The following is an 18,013-nucleotide window of genomic DNA, read 5'->3' on the forward strand; positions in this document are numbered from 1 at the left end:
GTGTGCCGCATGGCGACCTCGACCAGGAAGAGCACCCCCGGCTACCGGTGCACCGAGTGCGGCTGGACCGCTGTGAAGTGGGTGGGCCGGTGCGGCGAGTGCCAGGCGTGGGGCACCGTGGTCGAGGCGGGCGCCGCCCCGGCGGGCCCGGCCACCAAGGCCACCGCGGTGACGACGCCCGCGACCCCCCTGCCGCGGGTCGACGCGGCCGCGGCGCGCCGCACTCCGACCGGCGTCGGCGAGCTCGACCGGGTGCTCGGCGGTGGCTTCGTCCCGGGCGCGGTGGTGCTGCTCGCCGGCGAGCCGGGAGTCGGCAAGTCGACCCTGCTGCTGGACGTCGCCGCGCGTGCGGCGCGCGACGGCGGCACGGTGCTCTACGTGTCGGGCGAGGAGAGCGCCGGCCAGATCCGGCTGCGCGCCGAGCGCATCGGGGCCCTGGAGGACCAGGTCCTCCTCGCGGCCGAGACGGACCTGGGCGCCGTGCTCGCCCACCTCGACCAGGCGGCGCCATCGCTCGTGATGATCGACTCGATCCAGACCATCGCCTCCGCGCAGATCGACGGCACCCCCGGCGGCGTCGGGCAGGTGCGCGAGGTCTCGTCCGCGCTCATCCAGGCCGCGAAGACCCGTGGCCTCCCCATGGTGCTCGTGGGGCACGTGACCAAGGACGGGTCGGTCGCCGGCCCGCGCATCGTCGAGCACCTGGTCGACGTGGTCTGCCAGTTCGAGGGCGACCAGCACAGCCCGCTGCGACTCCTGCGGGCGCTCAAGAACCGCTTCGGCTCGGTCGACGAGGTGGGCTGCTTCCAGCTGGTCGACTCCGGCATCGAGTCCGTCGCGGACCCGAGCGGGCTGTTCCTGTCGCACGAGTCGGAGCCGGTGCCCGGCACCTGCCCGACCATCACGCTCGACGGCAAGCGGCCGCTGCCGGCGGAGATCCAGGCGCTGGTGGCTCCGAGCGCGCTGTCGAACCCGCGCCGGGCCACCTCGGGGGTCGACTCGTCGCGCGTCGCCATGCTCCTGGCGGTGCTGCACCGGCGCGTGGGCGTCGCTCTCGCGGCCGACGACGTCTACGTCTCGACCGTGGGAGGCGCCCGGGTCATCGAGCCGGCGGCGGACGTGGCGCTGGCGCTCGCCCTCGCCTCGGCTCGCGCCGACCGTCCCGTGCGGGCCGGCTGGGCCGCCGTGGGGGAGGTGGCGCTCTCCGGTGCGGTGCGTCCGGTCGCGGCCACGGCGCAGCGCGTCGCCGAGGCTGCCAGGCTCGGCTTCACCGACGTGGTGGTGCCGGCCAAGGTCGACGCCGGGCGTCTCGCGGCGGGGATCCGGCTCCACCCGGTGGGCTCCGTCGCCGAGGCGGTCGCGCTCGCGATCCCCGGGGAGTGAGACCCGCCGCGCGGGGCAGGGGCGCCGCTACCCGATCTGGAACTGGAGCCGCTCGGCGGTGATCCCCTGCACGGTCAGCTCGGCGTAGTAGTAGCCGGGCTGCGGCACGTCGTTCGAGCTGCCGCAGCCCTCGAAGGACCACTCGCGGGGCCAGGCCACCGACGTCGTCTCCTCGGCGCCCGGCTGCAGCAGCCAGCTCGTGTCCAGGATCGCGGCGGTCGCGTCGCAGTCGGTCGACATCCACACGCGGGTGTCGCCGGACGTGATCAGCAGGGACGTGTCGACCGTGCCGTCGAGCAGGCACTCGACGGTGCCGATCTGGGTCAGCGTCACGGGGAACGTGACGGCATCGGCGGACACGTCGGGCGTCCCGAGCGCCACCGCGACGTCGGTGGCGGTGCAGTCGGCGATCGCGGCGGGCTCGGCGCTCGTGCTGGTGGTCACGGTCGGGGACGGGGAGGCGCTCGGCGCGGCGGTCGCCGTCGGGGACGGGGTGGCGCTCGGCGCGGCGGTGTCGGCGCCGCTCGAGGTGATCGCGCGGATCGCGAGCCAGGTCACGGCGACGATGACGATCAGCGCGAACGCGACGACGATCCGTCGGCGCCGGTACACCTCCGGCGGCAGCCGCCGCGGCGCCTGGGGCACCTGATCCATCACTCACCTCCGGACTCTGCGTCTACCGTAACCGCGCCCGGGACCGGGAGAATGGCGGCATGCCGCACGAATCCGAGTCCGCCGCCGCGCGCGATGCGCGCATGGTCGCCGCGGTCCTTGAATGGTTCGCCCAGGCCGGCCGCGACCTGCCGTGGCGCGGGGGCTCGGCGACCCCATGGGGGGTGCTCGTCAGCGAGATCATGCTGCAGCAGACCCCCGTGGTCCGAGTCGAGCCGGTGTGGCGCGAGTGGATGGCCCGCTGGCCCGCCCCCGTGGACCTCGCCGCAGCCGAGCAGGCCGACGCGGTCCGAGCCTGGGGGCGGCTCGGCTACCCGCGGCGGGCCAAGCGGCTGTGGGAGTGCGCCGGCGCTCTCGTCGATCGGCACGGCGGCGTGGTGCCCCGCACCTACGAGGAGCTCGTGGCGCTGCCCGGGATCGGCGACTACACCGCCGCCGCCGTGGTGGCCTTCGCGCACGGCGGGCGGTCGGTGGTGCTCGACACCAACGTCAGGCGGGTGATCGGCCGCGCGTGGCACGGGCGCGCCCTGCCGGCCGCGCATCAGACGGTGGGCGAGCGGGCGCATGCGGCGTCGCTGGTGCCACGGGACGATGCGGGGGCGGCCGAGTGGGCCGTCGCCTCGATGGAGCTGGGCGCGCTGGTGTGCACCGCCCGGGTGGCGCGGTGCGACGAGTGCCCGCTGGCCCGGGAGTGCGCGTGGCTAGCACAGGGGCGGCCCGGGCTGGACCTGGCTCCGCGCCGGACGCAGCCATGGCACGGCACGGACCGCCAGGTCCGCGGCCGGGTGATGGCGCTGCTGCGCGCCGCATCGTCCCCCGTCAACGTCACGGGCCACGCGACCCTCGAGGACGTCGAGCCCGGCCAGCTCGACCGCTGCCTCGAGGGCCTGCTCGCGGACGGGCTCATCCGGCTCGACGACGCCGACCGCGGCACCTACACGCTGTGACCGGCCCCGCGCATCGTCGCTAGGCGTAGTACGTGCCGTGCACCGCGTGCGGCTCGATGGCGGCGATCTCCGCCTCCGTGAGCTCGGGGAAGTCGAGGGCCGCCACGTTCGCCTTCAGCTGCGCGACCGAGGAGGCGCCCACCAGGGCCGAGGTGACACGGCCGCCGCGCAGCACCCACTGCAACGCGAGCTGGGCGAGCGACTGGCCGCGACCGGCTGCGATCTCGTTGAGCGCGGAGGTCCGCGCGAGGTAGGTCTCGGTGACCTGCTCCTCGTGCAGGAACTGCGAGTGGGTGATCCGCGAGCCCGCGGGGATGCCCGTCAGGTAGCGGTCCGTGAGCATGCCCTGCGCGAGGGGGGAGAACACGATCGAGCCGGCGCCCACCTGATCGAGCGCGTCGAGCAGGCCGTCCTCGGGGGTGCGCTCGTACATCGAGTACTTGAACTGGTGGATGAGCAGCGGGGTGCCGAGCTCGGCCAGGATCCGGGCGGCCTCCTCGGTCTCCGCCGGGCCGTAGTTCGAGATGCCCGCGTACAGCGCCTTGCCCGAGCGCACGGCCTGGTCGAGCGCCATCATCGACTCCTCGATGGGCGTGTCGGGGTCCGGGCGGTGGTGGTAGAAGACGTCGACGTAGTCGAGGCCCATCCGCGACAGGGACGCGTCGAGGCTGCTCAGGAGGTACTTGCGCGAACCCCACTCGCCGTAGGGCCCCGGGTGCATGTAGTAGCCGGCCTTGGTGGAGACGATGATCTCGTCGCGGTACGGAGCGAGGTCGCGCGCGAAGATCCCGCCGAAGTTGGTCTCCGCGCTCCCCGGCGGAGGCCCGTAGTTGTTCGCCAGGTCGAAGTGCGTGATCCCCATGTCGAAGGCCGCGAGGATGATCCCCCGCTGGCGGTCGAGCGGATGGTGCCCGCCGAAGTTCTGCCACAGGCCCAGGCTGATGCGCGGGAGGCGGAGCCCCCACCGCCCGCAGCGGGGGTAGTCCATGGAGTCGTAGCGGGCGGCTTCGGCAGCGTACGGATCGTTGGTCATGCCTGCCAGACTACGGGTCCACGCCCCGCAGCAGGGCGTCCGTGGCCTGCTCGAGATACCGCCAGCCCGACTCGTCCTCGACCGCCGGGGCCTCGCCCGGGACGTAGACGTCGAGCAGCGCGGCCTTGCCCTGCCCCTCCGTGACCACCAGGAGCATCCCGTGGTACGGATCGCCGCCGTAGACCTGCGCATAGCGGGCGGACACCGCGGTCGCGCCGCGCCACTCCTCGACCTCGCGCGCCGCCACGTCGTCCAGCACCGTGATGCCGTCGCCGGTGAACTCCTCGTCGACCACGGCATGGAACACGTCGACCGCGTCCTGCGAGCTCGCGGGCACCTCGTACGCCACCACCGTGAGGTCCTCGAAGTAGTCGGACGCGGCGCGCGCGAACGGGTAGCCGTCGCGGCTGGTCGCCTCGTTCACGATCGTCATCGACGGCAGGAAGGACACGGAGAAGTCGTCGAAGTCCGCCTCCGCGACCCGGTCCTCCATCGCGATGTACGCGTCGCAGAAGTCTTCGCTGCCCGTCTCGTAGCCGATCCACAGCGCCTGCGTCCGGGCGAAGGGGTCGCCGTGGGCGCCGGCGTCGAACCAGCCGGTCTCGTCGAGGTAGGACAGGTCGACGAGCGAGCTCAGCATCGCGTCCACATCCTCGGGGGACACGCTGACCGTGTAGCCGCCGTCCTCCACGGCGCCGACGAAGATCCCGGCCCTGCAGTCGGCCTGCAGCTCCTCGCCCACGTCGATGCGCGCCTCGAGCCCCTCCAGCAGGGAGACGTGGTGCGCCCACTCGTGCGCGGCGACCAGCATCGCCGGGCCCGGGGAGTCCTGCGAGTCGGACAGCCCCTCGAGCAGGTCGAGGTTGAGCGCGATCGACCGGTCCGCGCCGCAGTAGAACGAGTTGTCGATGTACAGCTCCGGCGGGATCTCGCAGGCGTTCGCCGCCAGCGGGAGGTCGGCCTCGCGGTAGAGGTCGACCGTGGGGGACGTGTAGTCCGGCACCCGCGCGGTCCAGAAGGTGTCCAGCGCGTCGACGGTGTCGCGGGTGACGGCCTCGGTGCCCGGCGCGTCGTCGTCCGCGGGGCCGCCGGAGCACGCCGCCAGCAGCAGGGCCGCGGCGGCGGGGAGGGTCCAGGCCGTCACACGCACGCAGATCAGGGTACGTCCGATTTGTAGGAGTTCGGGCCGATGTGACGGGTGCCACGTCCTCCACCCCCGTCCGACCGGCGCCCGCCGCCCGCCCCCGCATCGTCCGACCGCCCGCGGCCCACCCCCGCCGGGACGCTCAGTACTGCGGCGCCGGCCCCGTGGCGCCGCCCGGGACGCTCATGACCGGAGCCCACCCCCGCATCGTCCCGCCGCCCGCCCGGCACGACGAAGGCCCGGCCCACCCTCGCGGGTGAGCCGGGCCTCGTCTGCGTTCCAAGCCTGGGAGGGGCGGAGCGCTAGTCCTTCTTGGTGGTGACCTCGGGGTCCGTGGTGAGCGGCTCGCCGGTCACGTCGTCGCGGTCGACGCCCTCGAACGTGAACTCGCCGAGGATGCCCTCGCCCTGCGCGTCGACGCGGACGATCTGCCCCGAGGTGACCTCGCCGAACAGGATCTTCTCCGACAGCGGGTCCTCGATCTCGCGCTGCAGCGCGCGGCGCAGCGGACGGGCGCCCAGGACCGGGTCGTAGCCCTTCTCCGCGAGCAGCGCCTTGGCCGCCGTGGTGAACTCGATGCCCATGTCCTTGTCCTTCATGCGCTCGTCGAGGCGGGCGACCATGAGGTCCACGATCTGGATGATCTCGTTCTGGGTGAGCTGCGGGAACACCACCACGTTGTCGACGCGGTTGAGGAACTCCGGCTTGAAGTGCTCCTTCAGCTTGCCGTTCACCAGCTTGACCATGTCCTCGTAGGTGTGGCCGCCCTCGGTCAGCGCCGTGAAGCCGGTCGCCTGACGGCGGGAGATGGCGTCCGCACCCAGGTTGGTGGTCATGATGATGATGGTGTTCTTGAAGTTGACCTCGCGGCCCTGAGCATCGGTCAGCTTGCCGTCCTCCAGGATCTGGAGCAGCGAGTTGAAGATGTCCGGGTGGGCCTTCTCGACCTCGTCGAACAGCACCACGGAGAACGGCTTGCGACGCACCTTCTCGGTGAGCTGGCCGCCCTCCTCGAAGCCGACGTAGCCGGGGGGCGCACCGAACAGGCGGGCCACCGTGTGCTTCTCGCCGTACTCCGACATGTCGAGCGAGATCAGCGACTCCTCGTCGCCGAACAGGAACTCGGCGAGCGCCTTGGCGAGCTCGGTCTTTCCGACACCGGTCGGGCCGGCGAAGATGAACGAGCCACCGGGACGCTTCGGGTCCTTGAGGCCGGCACGGGTGCGGCGGATCGACTGGGCGAGGACCTTGATGGCCTGCTCCTGACCGATCACGCGCTTGTGCAGCTCCTTCTCCATGGTGAGGAGGCGGTTGGACTCGTCGGAGGACACGCGGGTCACCGGCACGCCGGTGGACATCGACAGCACCTCGGCGATCAGGTCCTCGTCCACGACCGCGGCCACGTCGAGGTCGCCCGACTTCCAGGCCTCCTCCTTGCGGGCGCGCTCCTCGGAGAGGCGGCGCTCCACGTCGCGGAGGTTGGCGGCCTTCTCGAAGTCCTGCTCGTCGATCGCGGACTCCTTGTCGCGACGCACGTTCGCGATCTTGTCGTCCAGCTCCTTGAGCTCCGGCGGGGAGGTCATGCGGCGGATGCGCAGGCGCGCGCCCGCCTCGTCGATCAGGTCGATCGCCTTGTCCGGCAGGAAGCGGTCGGAGATGTAGCGGTCTGCCATGGTGGCGGCAGCCACGATCGCGTCGTCGGTGATGGTGACGCGGTGGAACGCCTCGTAGCGGTCGCGCAGGCCCTTGAGGATCTCGATCGCGTGCGACAGCTCCGGCTCCGGCACCTGGATGGGCTGGAAGCGGCGCTCGAGCGCGGGGTCCTTCTCGACGTGCTTGCGGTACTCGTCGAGCGTGGTCGCGCCGATGGTCTGCAGCTCGCCGCGGGCCAGCATGGGCTTGAGGATCGACGCGGCGTCGATCGCGCCCTCGGCGGCACCCGCACCCACCAGGGTGTGGATCTCGTCGATGAACAGGATGATGTCGCCGCGGGTGCGGATCTCCTTGAGCACCTTCTTGAGGCGCTCCTCGAAGTCACCGCGGTAGCGGGAGCCCGCGACCAGGGAGCCGAGGTCCAGCGTGTAGAGGTGCTTGTCCTTGAGGGTCTCGGGCACGTCGCCGCGCACGATCGCCTGGGCGAGGCCCTCGACCACGGCGGTCTTGCCGACGCCGGGCTCGCCGATCAGCACCGGGTTGTTCTTGGTGCGGCGGCTGAGGACCTGCATGACGCGCTCCATGATGAGCTCGCGGCCGACCACCGGGTCGAGCTTGCCCTCGCGCGCCGCCTGCGTGAAGTTGCGGCCGAACTGGTCGAGGACCGTCGAGCCCGCGGGCTGGCCCTCCTGCGGGCCGGCGCCGGTGGCGACCGGCTCCTTGCCCTCGTAGCCGCTCAGCAGCTGGATGACCTGCTGGCGCACGCCGCCCAGGTCCGCGCCGAGCTTGCCGAGCACCTGCGCTGCCACGCCCTCGCCCTCGCGGATGAGGCCCAGCAGGATGTGCTCGGTGCCGATGTAGTTGTGGCCCAGCTGCAGCGCCTCGCGCAGGGACAGCTCGAGGACCTTCTTGGCGCGCGGCGTGAAGGGGATGTGGCCCGACGGGGCGTGCGAGCCCTCGCCGATGATCTCCTGCACCTGCTCGCGGACGCCGTTGAGAGAGATGTCCATGGCCTCGAGCGCCTTCGCGGCGACGCCCTCGCCCTCGCGGACAAGTCCCAGGAGGATGTGCTCCGTCCCGATGTAGTTGTGGTTGAGCATGCGCGCCTCTTCCTGCGCGAGCACCACCACTCGACGGGCCCGATCGGTGAACCGTTCGAACATGTCACCCTCCCTTGAATCGTCCGGCCGGGGCCGGGGGTCGCGGCGACAGCTCCGCCGCGGTGTCTCCAGGCTAACCACGGGCATGGGGCCGGTCTGCCCGATTTCGCCAGGGGCGTGACGATGGTTACCGCGGCGAAACATCGTGCGATCGGTACTGGTCGTCCCGTGGGGGGACGATGCGCGGCCCCAGCAGTGCTGAGTGTCCCGGTAGGAGGGGGAGGGGCGGCGTCAGGCCTCGAGGAGGATGGTCACCGGGCCGTCGTTCACCAGCTCGACCTTCATGTCCGCGCCGAAGATCCCCGTGCCGACGGTGAGCCCGTTCTCACGCAGCTTCTCGACCACCTGCGCGACCAGCGGTTCGGCGACCGGGCCCGGCGCCGCCTGGTTCCAGGTGGGGCGGCGGCCCTTGCGGGAGTCGGCGTAGAGCGTGAACTGCGACACCACGATGATCGGGGCGTCGACATCCGCCGCGCTCCGCTCGTCGTCGAGGATCCGCAGGTCCGCGATCTTGCGGGCGATGGTCGCCACCTGGTCGGGTCCGTCGCCGTGCGTGACGCCGACCAGCGCGAGGATCCCCTGCCGGTCGAACGATGCGGTGACGGTTCCGTCGACCGTGACCGACGCGCGCGAGGCGCGCTGGAGGACCGCCTTCACCCGGCGCTCACCAGCCGCCGGTGGAGCGGCCGCGCGAGCCGCCCGAGCCGCCGGTGGCCGGGCCGAGCTTGGGCTTCACGCCCACGAGGTAGACGATGATGGCGACCGAGGCCGCGAGGCCGCCGATCCAGAACACGCCGCCGCCGCTGGCGCCGAAGATGTTGAGGATCGGGAGCGCGGGCAGGGAGATGAATGCGATCGCGGTGGCGACCGCGAGGATCGCGACCCAGACCATCTTCGAGAGCTTGCCCGCGGAGGAGAAGGACCCGTCGGAGTGGCGGATCGCGTCGATCAGCGCCCAGATGCCGCCCGCGAGGACCGCGGCGGACAGCGCCCAGTTGATCAGTTCCTGAAGGAAGCCCAGCATGGGCACCTACGCTAGCGCAGGCGGCAGCACCCGGAGCCCCTCCGCGCGGCCCGCGGTCGCAAGCCGGCGGTCCCAGGCGACGAACAGCGGCCTCGCCTCCGCCAGCAGCAGCGCGCTCACGAGATGGATGGCGTCACCGGCGCGCAGCGGCCTGCGGTCGACCAGCTCGGCGGCGCGGTCGGTCACCGCCCCGACCACCTCGACCTTCGCGAGCCCGGGCCACAGCTCGGCCCAGCGGTCACGTGCCTGGGCTGCGGGAGCGGCGTCGATCCGGCCGATCCGCTCGGCGGACGCGAGCACGGAGCGGACCTCCGCATCGGCGATCCGCGAGGTGACCAGGGCGTCGGCGCCCTTCCACACGGCGACCGCGAGGTCGGAGCCGGTCTCGAGGACGCAGAGCTTCAGCAGGGCCGAGGTGTCGAGGTAGACCAGTGACATCGCTACCTGCGCAGGCGTCCGAGCAGGCTGGACAGCGCGTCCTTGGCGGCCTCCGCCTGCGGCAGGCGGGGCACCGCGCGCTCGTCGGCGGGGACCGCGATCACACCGTCGGCGGCGAGGCGCTCCATGAGCGGCGCCGAGTCGACGCCGCCGAGCCGGGCCACGGCGATCCCGTCCTCGGTGATGACCACGTCCTCGCCCCCACGCGCCGCTGCGAGGGCCTCCTCGATGCGCGAGCCGAGCTCGCCTGCGGGAATCTCCACGCCCTCACCGTAACGCCGGCGCGCTCGGATTGCCGGGAGCGCGCCGCGCGCATCGTCCCGGGCTGGCCGCTCGCGCTCCCCACCCCGATGGACTCTCGGTGCTCGGAACCGGCTGTTCCTGTGCACCCAGCGTCCATTTCGCGGATGTGGGGTGGGCGAGGGGCTGTGTGGAGTGGGCGAGGGGCGGCGTGGAGCTCGCGCGTGGGGTGGGCGCGGCGCGCCACTGCGGGAGCGCCGACCGGGAGCCGGTCCCGAGGGACGATGCGCGCGCCGGCAGGGTCCCTCAGTCGGGCAGGTCGCCGCCGTCCGCCGCGCAGCCCTTGCCCATCAGCAGCCCCTTCATGGTGGGCCCCACCTTCGGGGGCCGGTCGGCGGAGAAGCCGTCCGCGTTCACGATCAGCTCCTGCGCCGCGGCGACCCGGCCGCCGTCGGTCGGCACGGTGAGCGTCATCGACGGGTCGACCGAGCGCTTGAGCACGGCGAGCGCGATGGGACCCAGCTCGTGGTGGCGGGCGGCTGAGGTCACGTGGCCGACCACCGCACCGTCCCTCCCGAGCACGTCCGCGCCGGCCGCGGGGATCTCGTGCGAGGAGCCGTCGAGGTGGAGCAGCGTGAGGCGCCGGGGAGGCCGGCCCACGTTGTGGACCTTCGCGACCGTCTCCTGCCCGCGGTAGCAGCCCTTGTGGAGGTGGACCGCGGTGCGGAGCCAGTCGAGCTCGTGCGGCAGGGTGGTGGCGTCGATCTCGGCGGCGGCGCGGGGACGATGCGCGGCGATCCTGATCGCCTCGGTCGCCCAGGTGCCCGCGAGCGTCCAGCCGGCGTCGAGCCGTGCCTGGATCTCATCTGCGAGCGAGTCCCGGGGCACGAGCACCAGCCGCCAGGCCCGCGTGGCACCGGGGTGATCTGCGGGAGAGGCGGCATAGGTGGTGCCGCCCGCGGCGATGTGAGGCCACGGGTCCACCCAGGTGACGGGCTCGCCGTCGGCGGCGGGGCGCGACACGGCCTCGCCGATCGCCGCCCAGGCCCTCGTCGCATCGTCCACCTCGACGCGCAGCATGAAGCGCATGCGGTCGAGGAACGTGGCGAGCGCGGGTGCGGACTCGGTGAGCAGCCAGGCGGTGGTGCCGTCGTCGATCAGACCGGCGACGTGCTCGATGCGGCCCTGCGGCGACAGGATCATGATCTCGGTGGAGACGCCGGGCGCGAGCGCCGCGACCTCCTGCGTGCACAGCGAGTTGAGCCAGCTCAGGCGGTCCGGGCCGGTCACCGTCACGACTCCGAGGTGCGACTGGTCGACCACCGCGCGGCCTGCCTCGAGCGCGCGCTGCTCGGCCGTCGGGTCGCCGTAGTGCCAGGCGACGCCGGCGTCGGGTCCCTCCGCGGGGACCGCGCCGTGCCGCGCGAGGGTCGGTGAGATGCTCATGTGCGGTGAACGCGCGGGGACGCTCTCAGGATTCCTCGGGCGCGTCGGGGACCTCGGGACCCTCGACGCGCGACAGCCGCGCGCTCGCGTAGGACTGCAGCTCCTGGCCGAACGCCGCGAGGTCCCATGCCCACATGAGCTCGCCGCCGACGTTGCCGTACATGCGGGTCGCGCCGCGGACGTCGGGGCCGGACTCGGTGGCCGCCGCGAACCGCGTGGCGAGGTCGATGCGGCCGTTGCCCACCGCCCCGAAGTACGCGGTGAGCAGGCCGGACGCGTCGGCGAGCACCACCTCGAGCGGGTGCTGGAAGTCCTGAAGGGTGACGCCCTCAGGCGCGGACGGCGCGACGCGCCAGTAGCCGGACTCCTGGGACCAGACCTGGCCGTCCTCGCCGTCGGGTCCCATCAGCGTGATGGTCGACGAGTAGATGAGGTACGGCCCGCCGTCGTGATCGAACACGACCCGCTGGCGGAAGTCGGCGGCGTCGATCCCGGGGTAGTCGACCACGCCGTGGCCCTCCCAGGTCCCGACCACCCACGCGAGCGGGTAGACCTCGGGGGCGAGGTCGCTGGGGATGACGAACGTCACCGGGCGGGACCCTTCACCAGGCGGTAGACCACGATCCCGGCGATCCAGGCGGTGGCGCCGAAGCCCGCGACGGCGAGGGCGGTGAACGTCATCTCAAGAGCGGTCATAGGGGTGAGTCTAGTCGTGGATCCGGGACCTTCGGCAGGGGTCAGTAGACCAGCGCGGTCGCGTCGGGCGCGGTCGCCTCGGCGACGAAGGCCGCGGCGCCGGCGATGCGCGCGCCCTCGATGAGGTCCGCCTCGGTGATCCCGCGCCGCTGCGCGCACTGCGTGCAGACCGTGAGCGTCCCGCCGGCGGCGAGGATCGCCTCGCGCAGCGCGGACAGTGGCGGCGAGTACGCCAGCTCCACGTCCTCCGACCCGAGCACGCCGTGGACGCTCGCCTCACCGGTGAGCCACACGCTGACGGTCCGGCCGCTGGCGGCCGCGGTCGCGGCGACGGTGAACGCCTGCATCAACGCCTCCGGCCGCTCCGCGCCCCAGGTGCACTTGACCACCAGCGCGGGCATGTCAGGCCGCCCGGGTGGTGAGGCGCTTGACCAGCAGGTAGATCTCGCAGCCCAGGCAGAGGTTGAACACGCCGTTGAGGAACGAGGCGAAGGTCACGAAGCCGGTGAAGACGTAGAAGCCGAGGTCCAGGCCGAGCAGGCCGCACGCGACGGCGAGGATCGAGAAGGTGAGGCCCATCTGCTGCGCGAAGCGCGGCGGCCGGAACGACTCGGTCTCCGTGGGCGGCGCGAGGCGGGGACGCACGAACGTCTTGAACACCCACGACTGCACGGTCGCCTGCGGACCCACGATCGCGCCGGGGATGAACAGCACGAGCAGCACCGCCATGATCGCGATGCCCCCGGTGTTGGCGCCCACGAGCAGGGCGGCGACGGAGAACGCGAGCTGGAAGAACGCGCCGAAGCGAGGGCCGCGCGGGTCGAGCTGGAGGTCGTTCATGGGGGGCTCCTGGGGTGGGGACGATGCGGGGGTTCAGATGGAGTAGTCGGTGCCGGTGCGCGGCACGGCTGCGAGGGCCTCGCGCGCCTGGTGCTCGGTGGGGGCTCCCGAGATGCGCGACACGACCACGCCGTCGCCGTCGAGCAGCAGGATGGTGGGGGTGCGCATGATCTCGAGCTCGCGGGCCAGGTCGAGCCGCTCCGACGCGTCGATCTCGATGTGGACCACGCGGGGGTCCTCGGCGGCGAGGCGTCCCAGCAGCGACGCGGTGGGCGGGCACTTCGCGCACATGGGCGTCGAGAACTGCACGAACGTCGCGTGGTAGCCGCGCTTCGCGCCGAGCGTCGCGGAGGACAGCGAGCCCGCTCGCTCGACCTCGTGCGCGACTCCCTGGCGCCGCTGCCACCAGAGCGCGGCGAGGGACGCGACCACCAGGATCGCGACGACGATGAGGACACGGACGAGCATGGACTTCCTTCGAGGGCTTCAGCCGATGAGCAGACGGCCGGCGATGTAGACGAGCGCGCCCGCCGCCAGAACGGGCGAGAGTGCCGATGCTATTCCCGGCATCCAGTCGCGTGGTCGCGGCTCCCGCCGGTACAGCTCCTGCAGCAGCGTGACGATCACCGCGCAGAGGAAGCCCACGAAGCCGCCGGCGTACCAGACCAGGTCCGGGAACAGGTAGCCCGTGCCCAGCCCGAAGCCGGTGCCGGCGACCAGCGCGATGATGGTGTTGAGGTGCGGGTTCGGCGTCGAGACCGCCGCCACGGACGAGGCCGCCAGCGCGACGGCGCCCGCGACCACCAGGTCCTCGGAGCCGTGCGTGCGGGCGGCCGCGAGCCACGCCGCACCTGAGGTCACGACGATGGCCCCCGCCGCGACGGCGGCGACCGAGGTGACGGTCCGTCCCCGTGCGCTCGCGAAGAACACCTCGGAGACGAGCGCGGCGATGACCATGAGGGCGACCGCCGCGACCACGTGGCGCAGGTGGGGCGCGGTCCTGCCCAGTGCGATCGCCGCGAGCGCCAGCGCGCCGCCCACGGTCAGGATCACCGTGGCGTGGCGCTTGCGGGACGCGCGCAGCAGCGCGGGCCATCCCAGGGCTGTGAGCGTGATCAGTGCGAGCACCGCGACCGCGAGATACCTGGTCCCCAGGTATCCGGCGACGCCGACGAGGGCGGCGGCGGCGGCCGTGATGGTCGCCCTCGTCGTCGGAATCATGGGCGTTAGTCTCTCAGACCCCGCGGCGGTACAGTGAAGCCCAATCGGAGGTGGCGATGGCAGACCTGCTCGTGCTCACGCCGTCGGCAGACGGCGCGGCCGATGTCCTGCCTGCCCTCGCATTGCTGTCGCATCGCACCCGCGTGGTCGCGCCCGAGCCGTCGGCGATGCTCGACGCGATGGACGCCGACATCCTGGTGGTCGACGCGCGCGCCGACCTGGTCGAGGCCCGCAACAACTGCAACCTCATCCAGGTGACCGGCGTCGCGGTCCCGATCCTCCTGGTGCTCCGCGAGGGCGGCATGTCGATCGTGAACGCCGACTGGGGCGCCGCGGACGTGGTGCTCGCCGAGGCGTCCCCCGCCGAGGTGGAGGCGCGGGTGCGGCTGCTGATGGGACGCGCGAGCGCCGCCGACCCCCTCGAGCGGGCGGCCGAGTACTCCTCGGGCGACCTCACGGTCGACGTCGGCGGCTACACGGCCCGCCTCAAGGGCGTCCCGCTGGACCTCACGTACAAGGAGTTCGAGCTGCTCAAGTACCTGATGCAGCACCCGGGCCGCGTGTACACGCGCGACCAGCTCCTGCAGGAGGTGTGGGGCTTCGACTACTACGGCGGCACCCGCACCGTCGACGTCCATGTACGCCGGCTGCGCGCCAAGCTGGGCGCCGAGCATGAGCACCTGATCGGCACCGTGCGCAACGTCGGCTACCGCTTCGATCCCCCGCAGCCCGCGCGCACCGCGGCCCAGGGAGCAGCCACCGTCTGACGGGTAGACTCCTGCTGCACCCTCCCCGACGAGATCTTCGGAGCAGCATGCCCACTCGCGCGACGCGCCTCTTCTCCCGCCTGACACCGTCGACGGAGCGCACGCTCGCCGACGTCCTGCGGACCGAACGCGCCGGCGGCATCCTGCTCCTGATCGGCACGGTCGCGGCGCTGGTGCTCGCGAACAGCCCGCTGCACGAGCTCTACGAGTCGGTGCGCGACTTCGTGATCGGGCCGCACGCCCTCCACCTCGACCTGAGCGTCGAGGCGTGGGCGAAGGACGGGCTGCTCGCCATCTTCTTCTTCGTGGTGGGCCTCGAGCTCAAGCGCGAGATCGTGGTCGGCGAGCTCCGCCGCCCGTCGACCGCGATCGTCCCGATCGTCGCCGCGATCGGCGGCATGGCGGTCCCCGCGCTGCTGTACGTCGCCCTCAACCTGGCCGAGGGCGGGTCCCTCAAGGGCTGGGCGGTGCCGACCGCCACGGACATCGCCTTCGCCATCGCCGTGCTCGCAGTGGTCGGCAAGTGGCTCCCCAACGCGCTCCGCGCGTTCCTGCTGACGCTCGCCGTGGTGGACGACCTGCTCGCGATCATCATCATCGCCGTGTTCTTCAGCAGCGACCTCAACTTCCTGTGGCTGGCGGTGTCCGCGGTGCTGATCGTCGGATTCGGCCTGGTGATCCGCAAGGGCTGGACCTCGCCGTTCCTGCTGGTGCCGATCGCGTTCGCCGCGTGGGCCTTCATGCACGCCTCCGGGGTCCACGCGACCATCGCGGGCGTCGCGCTCGGCATGATGGTGCCGGCGGTCGCCCGCAAGGGCGAGAAGCACTCGCTCGCCGAGCACTGGGAGCACCTGTGGCGCCCCGTGTCGGCCGGCTTCGCGGTCCCCGTGTTCGCCCTGTTCGCCGCCGGCGTCGCCATCAGCGCGGACGCCATCTCCGAGGTGATCGCGAGCCCGGTCGCGCACGGTGTCGTGGTCGGCCTGGTGATCGGCAAGCCGCTCGGGATCGTGCTCGCCACCTTCCTGGTCGCGACCTTCACCAACGCCCAGCTCGATCGGGGCCTCTCGTGGTGGGACGTCACGGGGATGGGGTTCCTTGCGGGCATCGGCTTCACCGTCTCCCTCCTGATCGGAGACCTCGCGTTCGGCGGGGAGAACGCCGACGTGGTCAAGCTCTCCGTGCTGACCGCGTCCGTGCTCGCGGCCGCGCTCGGCGCGGGGCTCCTGGGCTTCCGCGACCGCTTCTACCGACGGCTGTACGAGCGGCGCTCCACGCCGGTGCCGCTGCCCGCCAACCGGATGGCGAAGCCCGAGGACCTCGCGAAGAGCGTCGGGGTCGACCCCGACGAGGTCGGCGTCGACGAGCACCCGCGCGCGGACCACTAGCGCCCCGGGGGCTACCGCCGGACGCGCGCCCCGGGAGCGGTGGGGCACAGCGCGGCGATCTCGCAGGAGCCGCAGTCCGGCGTGCGCGCCATGCACCGGCGGCGACCGTGGAAGATCACCCGGTGCGACCAGAGCGTCCACTCGCGGCGCTCGATCAAGGCCATCAGGTCCCGCTCGACCACCACGGGGTCCTCGCTCACCGTGAGACCCAGGCGTCGGGCGAGGCGGCCCATGTGGGTGTCGACCGTGATGCCCGGCACGTCGAACGCGTTGCCGAGCACCACGTTCGCCGTCTTCCTCCCCACGCCGCGCAGCGTCACCAGGTCCCGGAGCCGGCCGGGCACCGCGCCGTCGTACCGCTCGACGATGTCGCGGCTCAGCCCGAGCAGCGACTCCGCCTTGGAGCGGTAGAAGCCGGTGGGCTTGATCAGCGCCTCGAGCTCGTCCCGGTCCGCGCCGGCCATCGCCGCGGCGTCGGGGAACCGGGAGAACAGCGCGGGAGTCACCTGGTTCACGCGGACGTCCGTGCACTGTGCGCTCAGCACCGTCGCGGCGAGCAGCTGGAACGGCGTGCCGTAGTCGAGCTCGCAGTGGGCGTCCGGGTACACGTCGGCCAGCGCCCGGTTGATCGCGCGGGCCCGGCGGACGAGCGCGACCGGGGGCGCCTCCTGGTCGCTCCTCGCGACGGTCAGCGGTGCGGGGCGGGACATGGATCTCACCCTAGCGACCGCTCAAGCCTCGCCTGGCCCCGGCCGATACACGGATGTGGCGAGCACACGGCCCGCCGGTCGCGAGGGAGGTGAAGGTGACCCCGTCCTCGACTGCAGACGCCGTCGCCGAGCTGCGTCAGCGACGCCGCGACACACGACGTGAGCTGGCCCGCGTGCGCTGGTGGCGCCGCCTGGTGCAGGCGCGCCGCGACCTCGCCGTCGCGTTCCTGGCGCGACCGGAGATCACGGGTGACGCCGGCCTCGATCTGTCGTGGGAGGCGCTCGCGGCCGGTGCGCCGACGGGCGACGAGCTCTCCCGGGCGCTGTGGCCCGACGCTGCCGGCCTGTCCGTCGCGACCGTCGACGATCTCGACCGGCTCGACGCCGGGCTGGAGGCGTACGAGACTCGCGTGGCCGCGACCCTTGATAATGTGACGGCGCAGATGGTGCGCGCGCTCGCGGACACGCACCGGATGGATGACGGCGAGAAGGGTCCCTGACATGGCCGATGCCGCTCGTGAGGAGCAGCTGCTGCGCTCCTCGCCGCTGTTCGGCGGCATGGATCAGGCGACCGCACGCTCGCTCGTCGGGCAGATGAAGCGCCGCGAGCTCGCCCGCGGCGAGACCATCTTCAACGAGGGCGACGACGGTCACGCCCTGTATGTCGTGGTCAAGGGCAAGATCAAGCTGGCCCGGACCGCGCGCGACGGCCGCGAGAACCTGCTCGCCCTGCTCGGCGTGGGCGACATGCTCGGCGAGCTGTCCGTCTTCGACCCCGGCCCGCGGCTGTCGCGGGCGCACGCGGTCGAGGACTCGATCGTCTACGAGCTGCCGAAGAGCGTGCTCGACGTCTGGCTGGACGACCACCTCGAGATGTCGCGCCACATGCTGCGCGCCCTCGCCCAGCGCATCCGGCGGATGTCGAACACGATGGCGGACCTGGTGTTCTCCGACGTGCCCGGGCGCGTCGCCAAGGCGATCCTCGACCTGGGCCACCGCTTCGGCAGGATGGAGCGCGGCCATGTCACCGTGAGGCACGGCCTCACGCAGGAGGAGCTCGCCCAGCTCGTCGGAGCCTCGCGCGAGACCGTGAACAAGGCGCTCGCCGACTTCGCCTCGCGCGGATGGATCGACGTCCACATCGGCGCCGTCGAGGTGTACGAGCCCGAGCGCCTCCGGGCCCGCTCGCGCTAGCCGCGTCGCGCCGCCCGACGGCGAGGCGACGCGGGACGATGCGGTGGTCGCCGCATCGTC

21 protein-coding genes are annotated in these 18,013 nt (G+C 72.5%); 6 read left to right on the forward strand and 15 right to left on the reverse strand.

Annotated features, from left to right (window positions below; genetic code table 11):
- Positions 1-9: 9 nt before the first annotated feature.
- Positions 10-1,383, forward strand: a complete 1,374-nt coding sequence (gene radA, locus QQX10_RS06815; RefSeq protein WP_301119313.1) for a DNA repair protein RadA — start codon at positions 10-12, stop codon at positions 1,381-1,383.
- A 27-nt stretch (positions 1,384-1,410) separates the two neighbouring features.
- Here radA and QQX10_RS06820 read toward each other — a convergent pair whose 3' ends face one another.
- Entirely contained in the window at positions 1,411-2,037 is a 627-nt protein-coding gene (locus QQX10_RS06820) for a hypothetical protein (protein WP_301119315.1), read from the reverse strand.
- A 59-nt stretch (positions 2,038-2,096) separates the two neighbouring features.
- On the opposite strand from QQX10_RS06820, the gene QQX10_RS06825 reads away from it, so the two are divergent.
- On the forward strand, positions 2,097-3,002 hold the full coding sequence (locus QQX10_RS06825) for an HhH-GPD family protein (protein ID WP_301119317.1): 906 nt from the start codon (positions 2,097-2,099) through the stop codon (positions 3,000-3,002).
- Positions 3,003-3,021: 19 nt separating this feature from the next.
- On the opposite strand, the gene QQX10_RS06830 is transcribed toward QQX10_RS06825, so the two are convergent.
- From QQX10_RS06830 to QQX10_RS06890, 13 genes are all read right to left on the reverse strand, one after another.
- Positions 3,022-4,035 (reverse strand): aldo/keto reductase, encoded by a 1,014-nt coding sequence (locus QQX10_RS06830; RefSeq protein WP_301119319.1) that lies wholly within the window; start codon positions 4,033-4,035, stop codon positions 3,022-3,024.
- Between the two features lie 10 nt (positions 4,036-4,045).
- Entirely contained in the window at positions 4,046-5,185 is a 1,140-nt protein-coding gene (locus tag QQX10_RS06835) for a neutral zinc metallopeptidase (RefSeq protein WP_301119320.1), read from the reverse strand.
- Between the two features lie 296 nt (positions 5,186-5,481).
- Positions 5,482-7,995: an ATP-dependent Clp protease ATP-binding subunit gene (locus QQX10_RS06840; protein ID WP_301119322.1), complete on the reverse strand. Its 2,514-nt coding sequence runs from the start codon at positions 7,993-7,995 to the stop codon at positions 5,482-5,484.
- Between the two features lie 228 nt (positions 7,996-8,223).
- The gene (gene dtd / locus QQX10_RS06845) at positions 8,224-8,649 is read right to left on the reverse strand and encodes a D-aminoacyl-tRNA deacylase (protein WP_301119324.1); all 426 of its coding nucleotides are present in this window, start codon (positions 8,647-8,649) and stop codon (positions 8,224-8,226) included.
- A gap of 7 nt (positions 8,650-8,656) precedes the next feature.
- Positions 8,657-9,016, reverse strand: a complete 360-nt coding sequence (locus tag QQX10_RS06850; RefSeq protein WP_301119326.1) for a DUF2516 family protein — start codon at positions 9,014-9,016, stop codon at positions 8,657-8,659.
- Between the two features lie 6 nt (positions 9,017-9,022).
- The gene (locus QQX10_RS06855; RefSeq protein ID WP_301119328.1) at positions 9,023-9,454 is read right to left on the reverse strand and encodes a type II toxin-antitoxin system VapC family toxin; all 432 of its coding nucleotides are present in this window, start codon (positions 9,452-9,454) and stop codon (positions 9,023-9,025) included.
- A gap of 2 nt (positions 9,455-9,456) precedes the next feature.
- On the reverse strand, positions 9,457-9,717 hold the full coding sequence (locus QQX10_RS06860; protein WP_301119330.1) for a hypothetical protein: 261 nt from the start codon (positions 9,715-9,717) through the stop codon (positions 9,457-9,459).
- A 283-nt stretch (positions 9,718-10,000) separates the two neighbouring features.
- Entirely contained in the window at positions 10,001-11,140 is a 1,140-nt protein-coding gene (gene ygfZ / locus QQX10_RS06865; RefSeq protein ID WP_301119332.1) for a CAF17-like 4Fe-4S cluster assembly/insertion protein YgfZ, read from the reverse strand.
- A 25-nt stretch (positions 11,141-11,165) separates the two neighbouring features.
- A complete protein-coding gene (locus QQX10_RS06870; protein ID WP_301119334.1) occupies positions 11,166-11,729 on the reverse strand; it encodes a heme-binding beta-barrel domain-containing protein in 564 nt (187 codons plus the stop codon).
- A gap of 148 nt (positions 11,730-11,877) precedes the next feature.
- A complete protein-coding gene (locus QQX10_RS06875; protein ID WP_301119336.1) occupies positions 11,878-12,237 on the reverse strand; it encodes a DsrE family protein in 360 nt (119 codons plus the stop codon).
- A gap of 1 nt (position 12,238) precedes the next feature.
- Positions 12,239-12,676 (reverse strand): DUF4395 domain-containing protein, encoded by a 438-nt coding sequence (locus tag QQX10_RS06880; protein WP_301119338.1) that lies wholly within the window; start codon positions 12,674-12,676, stop codon positions 12,239-12,241.
- Between the two features lie 33 nt (positions 12,677-12,709).
- Positions 12,710-13,144: a thioredoxin family protein gene (locus tag QQX10_RS06885; RefSeq protein WP_301119340.1), complete on the reverse strand. Its 435-nt coding sequence runs from the start codon at positions 13,142-13,144 to the stop codon at positions 12,710-12,712.
- Positions 13,145-13,162: 18 nt separating this feature from the next.
- Positions 13,163-13,897, reverse strand: a complete 735-nt coding sequence (locus tag QQX10_RS06890) for a hypothetical protein (protein ID WP_301119342.1) — start codon at positions 13,895-13,897, stop codon at positions 13,163-13,165.
- Positions 13,898-13,953: 56 nt separating this feature from the next.
- Between QQX10_RS06890 and QQX10_RS06895 the strand changes: the two genes are divergently transcribed.
- On the forward strand, positions 13,954-14,664 hold the full coding sequence (locus QQX10_RS06895; RefSeq protein WP_301119344.1) for a response regulator transcription factor: 711 nt from the start codon (positions 13,954-13,956) through the stop codon (positions 14,662-14,664).
- A 47-nt stretch (positions 14,665-14,711) separates the two neighbouring features.
- Positions 14,712-16,049 carry a Na+/H+ antiporter NhaA gene (nhaA, locus tag QQX10_RS06900; protein ID WP_301119346.1) on the forward strand — a complete coding sequence of 446 codons (1,338 nt, stop codon included), beginning with the start codon at positions 14,712-14,714 and terminating at the stop codon, positions 16,047-16,049.
- An 11-nt stretch (positions 16,050-16,060) separates the two neighbouring features.
- Here the strand turns inward: nhaA and nth are convergent, their stop codons facing one another.
- Entirely contained in the window at positions 16,061-16,759 is a 699-nt protein-coding gene (gene nth, locus QQX10_RS06905; protein WP_301119348.1) for an endonuclease III, read from the reverse strand.
- 95 nt (positions 16,760-16,854) lie between these two features.
- On the opposite strand from nth, the gene QQX10_RS06910 reads away from it, so the two are divergent.
- Together QQX10_RS06910 and QQX10_RS06915 are read left to right on the forward strand one after the other, a co-directional pair.
- Positions 16,855-17,259, forward strand: coding sequence for a hypothetical protein (locus QQX10_RS06910; protein ID WP_301119350.1), 405 nt, complete (start codon positions 16,855-16,857; stop codon positions 17,257-17,259).
- Between the two features lies 1 nt (position 17,260).
- On the forward strand, positions 17,261-17,953 hold the full coding sequence (locus QQX10_RS06915) for a Crp/Fnr family transcriptional regulator (RefSeq protein WP_301119352.1): 693 nt from the start codon (positions 17,261-17,263) through the stop codon (positions 17,951-17,953).
- Positions 17,954-18,013 lie beyond the last annotated feature (60 nt).

Source organism: Demequina lignilytica (genome assembly GCF_030418305.1).
GTDB lineage: Bacteria > Actinomycetota > Actinomycetes > Actinomycetales > Demequinaceae > Demequina > Demequina lignilytica.